A 10,153-nucleotide genomic window follows, 5' to 3' on the forward strand; every position below is an offset into this window, starting at 1 on the left:
AACCAAATCTTGGGCAAATGGCAAAGGCCGACCGCTTTACACGGTCGGCCTTTTGCTTAGGCGTTGAACTCTAGGTGAACCTTCACCGATTTGGACCGATCCGCAGCAGCTTTGAACGCGGCCTCGGCCTCCTCCAACGGATAGCGCCCGGTAACAATCGGCGCGACGTTGATCTTGCCCGAAACGATGGCCTCAACGGCTTCGGCGAATTCTTCGTGGAACCGGTGGGTGCCTTGGAACTGGATTTCCTTGGCCACCAGCGCATTGATCGGAACGGGCGTGTCGCCCGTCACACCAACCTGCACCAACACCCCGCGCGGACGCAGGCTGGCCACAGCCGATGCAATTGCAGGACCCGCAGCCGAACATTCGAAGGCCAGATGGAAATAGCCCTTGTCTGCGGCGTAGCGGGCCATTTCGGCCCCGTCGCGTGCCACATTGATCGTGCGGGTCGCACCCATCTGGCGGGCCACCTCAAGCACCGCGTCCTGAAGATCGGTCACAACGATTTCCGCAGCGCCCGCCGCAGCGGCGGCGGCGACGCACAAAATTCCGATGGGGCCCGCCCCGGTAACCAACACGCGCTTGCCTGCAATCTCGCCCGCCATACGCGCGGCGTGCAGGCATACGGCCAAAGGTTCGGCACAGGCGACGGCGTGCAGATCGGCGCTGTCCGGCACCTTGATGCATTGCGTGGCAGGCAGAACCAAATGGTCGCGGAACAGTCCCTGTTCATGCGGCAAACGAATGGCCGATCCGTTGAAGCGCATCGTCAGGCAATGCATCGGCAGCCCTTCGGTGCAATAGCCGCAAGTGCCACAAGGGCGGCTGGGGTTGATTGCCACGCCATCGCCGGGGGTCAGCCCGGTAACACCCTCACCAACCGCAACCACACGGCCCGAGGCCTCATGGCCCAGAATGATCGGCTCGCGCACGCGGATCGTGCCAATACCGCCGTCCGACAGGTAATGCATGTCAGATCCGCAGATCCCTCCGGCGGCGATGGCAACCATCACCTGACCGGGGCCGGGGGCGGCCACCTCTTCGGTTTCGATGCGAAGGTCATTTTGGCCGTAAAGGCGGCACACGCGCGTGGTGGTCATAGATTGGTTCACTTGGTCAAGAGAGAGGGCAGCCACGTCGCCAAAGCCGGAACATAGGACACGGCAAACAGGACGAGGATATTGGTCAGAAGGAACGGCAGGATCGCAATTACCACCGGCATCAGCGGCAGCCGCGCAATGCCCGCGCAGACGAACAGGCACACGCCCACGGGCGGTGTTGTCAGGCCGATCATCAGGTTCAGCACGGCAAAGGTCGCAAAGTGCAACGGGTCAATACCCACCGCTTGGGCCAGCGACAGAAGCGGCACGAACAGGATGATGAGGGCGGCAATCGTCTCCATGAACATGCCGACAAACAGCAGCAGCAGGTTGATCAACAGGATCACAAGGAACTTGTTGTCGGTGAAAGACAGAACCCCGTCAGCGATGGCTTGGGGGATACGCTCAGACACCAAAATCCAGCCAAAGACGTTGGCAAAGCCCACCAGCGCAAGGATGCCAGCAGCGGAAACGGCGCTGTCCACCAAGATCATCGGCACTTTGCGGACCGGCAATTCGCGATAGATGAACGCGCCAACGATGAAGGCATAGACGCTGGCCACAACGGCGGTTTCGGTGGGCGTCGCAAGGCCCGACAGAAGGCCGTAGATGATCAGGAACGTCATCGCCAGCGCCCAGAATGCGCCCGAGAAGGACCGTCCAACCTCGCCCACGCCCTGCCATTCCTGACGCGGGAAGTTGCGGCGCGCCGAAATGATGTAGGCCGTGACCATCATGGCTAGGCCCATCAGAATACCGGGGATCGCCCCTGCAAGGAACATCTGCCCCACCGAAATGCCCGACAGCGCGCCGACGATGATCATCGGAACCGAGGGCGGGATGATCAGCCCAACGGTTGAACTTGCAGCGGTGACAGCGGCGGAAAAGTCCGCCGGATAGCCTGCCTTTTTCATGCCGGGGATCAGCACGCCGCCAATGCTGGCCGCATCGGCAACGGCGGTGCCGGTGATCCCGCCAAACAGCATCGAGGCGGCGATATTGGTCAGGCCAAGCCCGCCGCGAATCCAGCCGACCAGCGCGTTGGCAAAGCGGATGATGCGGCCCGTGATGCCGCCTTGGTTCATCAGGTTGCCCGCAAGGATAAAGCCGGGGATCGACAGCAGCACGAACACATCCATGCCCGCGTACATCTTTTGCGGCATGACCACGGGGGGAATGCCCGCCAGCATCAGATAGGCCAGCGACGACAGGCCAAGCGTCACCGCAACCGGGATGCCCATAACCAAACCGCCCACAAAGACAGAGAACAGAACGACGACATCCATAGGTTATTCCTCGTCGGCTTTGACGGGTTTGCCGTCTTCGGTGCCGGTCAGCATGCCAAGCACGCGCAGGCCCGCAAACACGGCCAGAAACGCCAGCAGCAGCCAAACGGTCAGGTGTATGTAATCCATCCGCACGCCAAGCGCGGGCGACGTCTGCATTTTGCCGATGGCGACATAGCGCCAAGCGTGGCTAAGCAGGTAGACGGCAAGGGCGCAGGTTGCGATGGCCGAAACCAGCCGCAGCAGCCACGGCAATTTGCCGGGCAGGTATTCGCAAACCACATCGACGTTCACCAGATCACCCGTTCGAAACGCCAGCCCCGCGCCGAAGGCGACGCAGTATAGCAAGGCGTAACGGGTCAGTTCCTCGGTCCAGACGGGGGCAAAGCCCGTCAAACGGCCCGTGACCTGAAGAAGCACCGCGCCAATCAGCACGGCAAAGGACAGCCCCGCGCCCCATTGGGCAATGCGGGTGGCAATGTGGATGAGTGTGTCAGTGATGCGCATGCGCGGGCCCCTAAACGCAAAATCTCCGGCGCCGCGATAACGGCGCCGGAGCGATTGGCCAAATCAGTTCGAGAACAGGCCTTCGACGATCGGCTTGATCTCGTCGTTGACGTTGGCAAGCACGGCGTCTTTCGCAGCGGCTTGGAAGGCGGCTGCATCTACCTCGACGAAGGTCATGCCTTTTTCCTCAAGGAAGGCGCGGTCTGCGGCGAGCGAGGCGTTGAACAGCTCACGCTCATAGGCTTGGGCGCGGGCGGCGGCTTCGGTCACAGCGGCCTGATCGTCAGCCGACAGCTTGTTCCAGGTGCTTTCCGCGATGGTCAGATAGATCCACGAACGGACGTGGTCGGTCAGGTTCACGTGGCTTTGCACTTCGTAGAACGAGGCCGATTTGATCAGAGCCAGCGGGTTTTCCTGGCTTTCGATGGTGCCGTTCTGCAGCGAGGTGAACACCTCAGAGAAGGCCATCGGGCCGGGGTTCGCGCCAAGCGCTTTCCACACGTCCACGAACAGCGGCACGTTCGGCACGCGCATTTTCAGGCCGTTCAGATCAGCCGGGGTGGTGATCGGACGGTTCGAGGTCAGATCACGGGCGCCGCGTGCGAAATAGGCGATCGGGCGGATCTGAACCTTTTCGACGATCTGCGCTTTGATTGCGTCTCCGGTTTCACCCGAGGCAAAGGCGTCCATGTCGTCGATGGTTTTGAACGCGTAGGGCACAGCCAGAAGCGCGGCCATCGGGGCCCAGTTCTGAAGGCTTTCGCCGGTGATCGTCATATCGACGGTGCCAAGCTGCATGCCGTTGATCAGGTCGATTTCCTTACCAAGGCTTTCGTTCGGGAACACCTCAACCGCGATGCGGCCATCGGTCAGCGCCGAAAGCTCTTCGCCGAATTTCACCGACGCCAGGTGCCAGGGGTTTTCCTCATTGGCGAGGTGGCCCAGCTTCAGCGTCATTTCCTGCGCCGAAACCGACCCGGCCAGCAGGGCCATCGCGGTTGCCGCGGCTGCGGCGAATTTCCATTTAATTGACATGACTTACTCCTCCTTGATAGGCACGTTGACCGGTTCGGGAATGGCCCCGTCCGGCAGTTCGAAAAATTCAGGGTTGGCGGCGTGGATCTGCGGCAGGTCAGAAAGAACCTCGCGCAGGTGGCCACGAATGGCCGCGTTCGCGCCGGTCGGATCGCCTTTTTCAATGCGATCCACGACGGCTTCGTGCTGGGTGACCAGCTTTTGCACCGGGAAATGGCTGAGAGACAGAAAGCGCACGCGGTCCATCTGCGACTTAAGCCCCTCGATCAGCTTCCAGGCACCGCGCTTGCCTGCGGCATCGGCCAAGGTGCGGTGGAAGCGTTCATCCTGTTCGATGAAGGTTTTTGGTTCGGTCGCCGCAACCTCGCGCTGCACTTTCAATTGCGCGCGCAGATCGCGGATCACGGTGGGGTCTGGCGCGTTTGCCAGAATGGCGACGATATCGGCCTCAATCGCCTCGCGCAGAAAGCGTGCGTCCAGAACGGCGGTGTAGTTGATCTTGGTGATGATGGTGCCGCGCTGGGGCAGGATCGCCAAAAGGCCCTCACCCGCCAGTTTGATGAACGCCTCGCGCACGGGCTGGCGGCTGACATCGCAGGCGCGGCCAATCTCGCTTTCGGAAATCCGATCACCGGGGGCGAATTTGTTGTGGATGATCGCGTTTCGCAGCCGTGCATAAATCTGCGGAGAAATGGCCGAAGCCGGATCCAGATCGTTCGCAATAATCCCGTATGCCGTCATGATTCGCTGTCCTCCCTGCTGTCAGATACCATACTTCCATACTAGTCAGCAATCCAGAGAGATGATAGAAACATTTCCTGTCGATGATAGAAAGACGGCAACGAGTCGGGAGAACGGTAGATGAAACAGACATGGCGGTGGTTTGGGCCCAAGGATTTGGTGTCGATTGATGACACCTTGCAGGCAGGGGTCGAGGGTATCGTATCCGCCCTGCACCATGTGCCGACCGGTGCCGTCTGGACCCCGGCCGAGATCGCGCAACGCCAGCGCGAGATTGCCACGATGAAAGATGGCAGCCCCTCGGGGATCGCGTGGGATGTGGTCGAAAGCCTGCCCGTGTCTGAGGATATCAAGAAGCAGCAGGGCGCTTGGCGTGACCATATCGCCAATTACAAAACCAGCCTGCGCCATCTGGCCGAGGCCGGGATTGAGGTGATCTGCTATAATTTCATGCCCGTTCTTGACTGGACGCGCACCGATCTGGCGTGGCGTCGCCCCAATGGCGCGACCTGCATGCGCTTTGACCTGACCGATTTCGCCGCCTTCGATCTGCATATCCTCAAGCGTCCCGGCGCTGAGGAGGATTTTGACGACGCCCTGCGCGCCGCCGCCGCCGAACGCTTTGCCAAGATGGATGATGCTCGCCGCGATGAGCTGGCCAAGAACGTGGTGTTTGGTCTGCCCGGCGCTGCCGAAAGCTTTAGCCTTGAGGATGTGCGCCAGCATATCGCCGAGTATGCCAGCATCTCCGAAGACCGCCTGCGCGCCCATCTGATTGATTTCCTGTCCGAGGTCACGCCTGTCGCCGAAGAACTTGGCCTGCGTCTGTGCTGCCACCCCGACGATCCGCCCGTTCCGCTTTTGGGCTTGCCGCGCATCATGTCGACCGAGGCGCATTATGCCGCCGTGATGGTTGCCGTCGACCGCACCGCCAACGGGATCACGCTGTGTTCCGGCTCGCTCGGGGCGCGGCCTGACAATGACTTGCCCGGCATGATGGAGCGTTGGGGCAGCCGCGTTCATTTCCTTCACCTGCGCAACGTAAAGCGCGAAACGACGGATATTCGCGGCTCGTTCTTCGAAGATGAACACCTGCGCGGCGATACCGATATGGTTGCCTTGCTGGCCGCTGCGCTGCGCGAAGAGGCGCGCCGGAAGGCCGAGGGCCGCGCCGATTGGTCGATCCCGTTCCGCCCCGATCACGGCCAGGACATTCTGGACGATCTGGGCCGCAAGGCGCAGCCGGGCTATCCGGCGATTGGCCGCTTGAAAGGTTTGGCCGAATTGCGCGGGGCCATCGCAGGGCTGCAACACGGCGCTGCGCAATGATCCGTCTGACATCGCTAGACACAGTGCCGGGTGCCGTACAGCGCCCGGGCTTCACCCCTGCAAACCACAAAGCCGGGATCGTGCATATTGGCCTTGGCGCGTTCCACAAGGCGCATCAGGCCGTCTATACCGATGACGCTTTGGCCGCATCCGGCGGCGATTGGCGGATCATCGGCGTCAGCCTGCGTAGCCCCGCCCCGGCCGAGGAACTGACCCCGCAGAACGGCCTTTATACGGTGCTCGAACGCAGCGCGTCGGGCACCAGGGCGCGGGTGATTGGCGCAATGGCAGCGGCCTATTGCCTGACTGCCGACCGCGATGCTGTGCTGACTGCCCTGACTGCGCCGGAAACGCGGATTGTCTCGATCACCGTCACGGAAAAGGGCTATGGCCTTGACCGCGCGACAGGCGGGATTGACCGCACGCATCCCGCAATTGCCGCCGATTTGGCCAACCCCGAGGCGCCGTTGGGCCTGGCGGGTTTGCTGGTTTGGGCTTTGGCCCGCCGCCGCGCCGCCGGGATCGCGCCTTTCACCGTGCTGTGCTGCGATAACCTGCCCGACAACGGCCCCTTGGTGCGCGGCCTTCTGGTGGATTTCGCCCGCCACACCGCCCCTGATCTGGCCGAGTTCATCGCGCAAGACGTGGCTTTCCCCGCCACGATGGTTGATCGCATCACCCCGGCGCGCGGCGCAGAAACGGCGGCGCTCGTGGCTGACCTTACCGGGCATGACGACAAAGCCGCCATCGAATGCGAGGCTTTCCGCCAATGGGTGATCGAGGATCATTTCCCAACTGGCCGCCCCACGTGGGAGGCCGGCGGCGCGATCTTCGTGCAAAACGTCTCGCCCTATGAGGATATGAAGCTGCGGATGCTGAACGGCACCCATTCGATGCTGGCCTATTCCGGCTTTCTTGCGGGCCGCAAATACGTGCGCGATGTGATGGCCGATCCGGCACTTGCCGCATTGGTGCGCCGCCATTTGGCCGCCGCTGCCGCAACGCTTGATCCGCTGGAGGGCGTGGATTTCAGCCAATACGCCCGCGATCTTGAGGAACGTTTCCGCAATCCGCATCTGGGGCATGAGACCTATCAGATTGCCATGGATGGCACCGAAAAGATGCCTCAGCGCATCTTTGCCCCGGCGGTGATCGCGCAGGACCGCGGCCAATCGCTTGAGGCGTTTGCCTTCGCCACCGCCGCGTGGCTGCGCTATACCTTGGGTGAAACGGATGACGGCCAGCCCTATGCCCTGCGCGACCCGCGCGAGGCCGAGTTGCGTTTCGACGGAAGCCGAGCGGATGCAAAAGCCGTGCTTGACCACGTGTTCGCTTTGCCCGGCCTGATGCCCGAAGCCTTGCGCGATTGCCCAAATTGGCGGGACGCCGTGCAGCGCCATCTGGCGTGGCTGTTGGATCGGGGCGTTGCGGTGGCCATCCAAGACTTGGCCGTGTCGCGCTGATCACGGGAAGGTCCGTTTTGGCCTTGAATTTATCGGCATAAATAGTGTGCTATTGGGAGCGCGACGGTTTTATAACGATAAAAAATGAGGTTCCTGTATGGACGGCGCCGCCCCCGAGGCCCAACGCCCCAGACGCTCTCGCCCTGTGCGGGTCGCTGATGAGATCAAACAATGGGTGGTCGAGCGTGACCTGAAGAAAGGCGATAAGCTTCCCAACGAAAGCGCGATGATCGCGCAGTTTGGCGTCTCGAAAGGCACGGTCCGCGAAGCGCTGCGCATCCTTGAGGCACAAGGGTTGATCGCCACCAAAACCGGGCCGGGCGGTGGTAGCATCGTGGGCGAGGTTACGGTTGAACGGGCGCGGGCGCTTTTGGGCAACTATTTCTATTTTCAGGATTTGTCGGTCGCCGACCTGTACCAGATGCGCAAGGCGCTAGAGCCTGAACTAGCCGCCTCGCTCGCCGGGCGCTTGACCGAAGATCAGCTGAGTGAGCTTGAAGATCTGGCCAAGCGTTTCGATCATGCTGCCCGCGATATCGAGGAAGAAAAGCAGCAGCACGTTGCGTCCTTGGCCTTTCACGCGCGGCTGGCCGATTTCGCAGAGAACAAGTTGCTTGGTTTTGTCATCGGGTTCATGGCACGCATCCTGACGGATCTGACCGTGTACCGGGGCCTTTACGATCCGCCAAACGCCGAACTTTGGCGCAAAGGACGAGAGCTTCAGCTGCGTTTGATCGAGGCGCTAAGGGCCGGAGACGCCGAAAAAGCACGCGATACCATCGCTTCGCATATGCGGATCGCCGAAGCCTTCATGCAAGAACAAGAGGCCCATCTGGCCCGCCGCTTCATGGACGACTAACCCCTAAGGCGCGCGGGTCTTGTCGATCAGAACGGGCACTTCGGTCAGCCAGTCATGATAGGGCGAGGCTTGGGTTTTCGCCCAAAGCTGCTCAAGGTCGGTCAGTGGATCATCGGCGGCATCGATGCGAATATCCAGCGGCGGCTCATCCGGTTTCAGCACCAATAGCGCCGCCGACCGCAGCCCGCGATTATCCCCGCCCGCCGTATTGCCGGCCTTCAGAACCGCAAGCATCCGCTGGGCCGGATCGGCGTGATTGGCATTTGCGGCGGTGGCCATCGCCTTCAGCACCTCGGCCCCGCTAAGCATATTGCCCGCAACAACCATGTTCTGTTCGGCGATATGGCCGGCATAGGCGATGCTGTCAGCCCCGGTATGCGCGGCGGTTTGGCCGGACCGGTCCAGCGCGGCCAATTGGCGAAAGCCGCGCCCGGCGTCGGCTTCTGTCACCGCCGCCACTGCATCCGCCGCCGATTGCCCGTCAAACATGCCGCGCAACACGTCATCGCGCCAGAATGTGCTGGGCGCTGTGCCCTGCGACGCGACCAAGCCTGATTCGATGTCGCCCCGCAGCACCCAGCCGCCGACGCATAGGCTTCCTGTCGCTGCGGCGGCAGCCATGATGCCGGTTTTCGGATCAATTGTGAGTATCGAGAGTGTCATTCCATCGACCTAACATATTTTTCTTGAATTCATCATGATAATTTGCGTGACTTCAATCCATAATGATAAATTCATAGGAGAGGTTCTTCCGATGTCCCTGTTGAAACTGTCACGCAGAGCCATGCTCGCGGCGGGGGCCGCGACGGCTCTTGCGCTTACCCCGATGATCGCAACCGCGCAAACGCCCGCCGATGTGCTGATCGTTGGCCAGATCGCCGAGCCCAAGGCGCTTGATCCGGCGGCGGTGACTGCCGTGAACGATTTCCGCATTTTGATGAACGTCTATGACGGGCTGGTCCGCTACAAGGATGGCACGCTAGAGGTTGAACCCGCGCTGGCCACCGATTGGACAATCAGCGAGGACGGCACGGAATATACCTTCACCCTGCGCGACGGCGTCACCTTCCACGATGGCAGCGCCTTCAATGCTGCGGCGGTGAAGTTCAACTTTGATCGGATGCTGGATGAAAGCCATCCGTTCCACAACACCGGGCCGTTCCCGCTGGCCTTCTTCTTCTCAGCGGTTGAGGCGGTGGATGTGGTCGATGATATGACTGTCAAGTTCACGCTCAACGCGCCATATGCGCCCTTCCTGTCGAACCTTGCCTATCCGACTGGCCTGATCGTCTCGCCCGCTGCGGTCGAACAACATGGCGCGGAGTTTGGGCGCAACCCGTCGGGCACCGGCCCGTTCAAGTTTGCTGAATGGCGCTCAAACGAGGCGGTGGTTGTTGAAGCAAACCCCAACTATTGGGGCGGCGCGCCGGGGCTTCAGGCAGTTGTGTTCCGTCCGATCACAGATGCCAACACGCGCACGGCGGAAATGCTGGCAGGCGGGATTGACCTGATGGTCGAGGTGCCGCCGGTCGCGCTTAGCGAATTCCAGGGCGATGCCTTCCAGATCTATGAACAGGCCGGGCCGCACCTGTGGTTCCTGATCCTGAACGCCAAGGAAGGCCCCTTTGCCGATGTGAAGGTGCGTCAGGCTGCCAATTACGCGATCAACAAAGAGGCGATCGTCAAAGACGTGTTGGAAGGCACGGCAGATGTGGCCGCAGGCCCGACGCCGCCCGCCTTCGCTTGGGCCTACAACCCTGAACTAGAGCCCTATCCCTACGATCCCGAAAAGGCCAAGGCGCTGATCGCAGAAGCCGGGGCAGACGGGGC

At 61.5% G+C, this 10,153-nt stretch carries 10 protein-coding genes; 4 read left to right on the top strand and 6 right to left on the bottom strand.

From position 1 onward, the window contains the following. Positions 1-56 precede the first annotated feature (56 nt). The 5 genes from PRI8871_RS17800 to PRI8871_RS17820 all read right to left on the bottom strand — a co-directional run bounded on the left by PRI8871_RS17800 (position 57) and on the right by PRI8871_RS17820 (position 4,672). Positions 57-1,103 (bottom strand): L-idonate 5-dehydrogenase, encoded by a 1,047-nt coding sequence (locus PRI8871_RS17800; RefSeq protein ID WP_108887546.1) that lies wholly within the window; start codon positions 1,101-1,103, stop codon positions 57-59. 8 nt (positions 1,104-1,111) lie between these two features. After that, a complete protein-coding gene (locus PRI8871_RS17805) occupies positions 1,112-2,389 on the bottom strand; it encodes a TRAP transporter large permease (RefSeq protein ID WP_108887547.1) in 1,278 nt (425 codons plus the stop codon). Between the two features lie 3 nt (positions 2,390-2,392). Then, on the bottom strand, positions 2,393-2,896 hold the full coding sequence (locus tag PRI8871_RS17810) for a TRAP transporter small permease (protein ID WP_108887548.1): 504 nt from the start codon (positions 2,894-2,896) through the stop codon (positions 2,393-2,395). 63 nt (positions 2,897-2,959) lie between these two features. Further along, complete coding sequence (locus PRI8871_RS17815) at positions 2,960-3,931, bottom strand: TRAP transporter substrate-binding protein (protein WP_108887549.1); 972 nt, start codon at positions 3,929-3,931, stop codon at positions 2,960-2,962. A gap of 3 nt (positions 3,932-3,934) precedes the next feature. Continuing rightward, positions 3,935-4,672 carry a GntR family transcriptional regulator gene (locus tag PRI8871_RS17820; protein ID WP_108887550.1) on the bottom strand — a complete coding sequence of 246 codons (738 nt, stop codon included), beginning with the start codon at positions 4,670-4,672 and terminating at the stop codon, positions 3,935-3,937. A 120-nt stretch (positions 4,673-4,792) separates the two neighbouring features. Here PRI8871_RS17820 and uxuA point away from each other — a divergent pair, with 120 nt between their 5' ends. The 3 genes from uxuA to PRI8871_RS17835 all read left to right on the top strand — a co-directional run bounded on the left by uxuA (position 4,793) and on the right by PRI8871_RS17835 (position 8,323). Then, a complete protein-coding gene (gene uxuA, locus PRI8871_RS17825; protein WP_108887551.1) occupies positions 4,793-6,001 on the top strand; it encodes a mannonate dehydratase in 1,209 nt (402 codons plus the stop codon). Then, positions 5,998-7,464, top strand: coding sequence for a mannitol dehydrogenase family protein (locus PRI8871_RS17830; RefSeq protein ID WP_108887552.1), 1,467 nt, complete (start codon positions 5,998-6,000; stop codon positions 7,462-7,464). Before uxuA ends, PRI8871_RS17830 begins: the two co-directional genes overlap by 4 nt. A gap of 97 nt (positions 7,465-7,561) precedes the next feature. Beyond that, positions 7,562-8,323, top strand: coding sequence for a FadR/GntR family transcriptional regulator (locus tag PRI8871_RS17835; protein ID WP_108887553.1), 762 nt, complete (start codon positions 7,562-7,564; stop codon positions 8,321-8,323). A gap of 3 nt (positions 8,324-8,326) precedes the next feature. Here the strand turns inward: PRI8871_RS17835 and PRI8871_RS17840 are convergent, their stop codons facing one another. Further along, complete coding sequence (locus PRI8871_RS17840; RefSeq protein WP_108887554.1) at positions 8,327-8,986, bottom strand: DUF1028 domain-containing protein; 660 nt, start codon at positions 8,984-8,986, stop codon at positions 8,327-8,329. 91 nt (positions 8,987-9,077) lie between these two features. Here PRI8871_RS17840 and PRI8871_RS17845 point away from each other — a divergent pair. Further along, on the top strand, positions 9,078-10,153 hold a 1,076-nt coding region (locus tag PRI8871_RS17845; RefSeq protein ID WP_108887555.1), incomplete at its 3' end, for an ABC transporter substrate-binding protein.

The organism is Pseudoprimorskyibacter insulae (assembly GCF_900302505.1).
GTDB lineage: Bacteria > Pseudomonadota > Alphaproteobacteria > Rhodobacterales > Rhodobacteraceae > Pseudoprimorskyibacter > Pseudoprimorskyibacter insulae.

Coding starts and splice junctions, on each gene's coding strand:
- PRI8871_RS17815 (WP_108887549.1), bottom strand. CDS start 3,931: ATGTCAATTAAATGGAAATTCGCCGCAGCCGCGGCAACCGCGATGGCC.
- PRI8871_RS17805 (WP_108887547.1), bottom strand. CDS start 2,389: ATGGATGTCGTCGTTCTGTTCTCTGTCTTTGTGGGCGGTTTGGTTATG.
- PRI8871_RS17800 (WP_108887546.1), bottom strand. CDS start 1,103: ATGACCACCACGCGCGTGTGCCGCCTTTACGGCCAAAATGACCTTCGC.
- PRI8871_RS17810 (WP_108887548.1), bottom strand. CDS start 2,896: ATGCGCATCACTGACACACTCATCCACATTGCCACCCGCATTGCCCAA.
- uxuA (WP_108887551.1), top strand. CDS start 4,793: ATGAAACAGACATGGCGGTGGTTTGGGCCCAAGGATTTGGTGTCGATT.
- PRI8871_RS17840 (WP_108887554.1), bottom strand. CDS start 8,986: ATGACACTCTCGATACTCACAATTGATCCGAAAACCGGCATCATGGCT.
- PRI8871_RS17835 (WP_108887553.1), top strand. CDS start 7,562: ATGGACGGCGCCGCCCCCGAGGCCCAACGCCCCAGACGCTCTCGCCCT.
- PRI8871_RS17830 (WP_108887552.1), top strand. CDS start 5,998: ATGATCCGTCTGACATCGCTAGACACAGTGCCGGGTGCCGTACAGCGC.
- PRI8871_RS17820 (WP_108887550.1), bottom strand. CDS start 4,672: ATGACGGCATACGGGATTATTGCGAACGATCTGGATCCGGCTTCGGCC.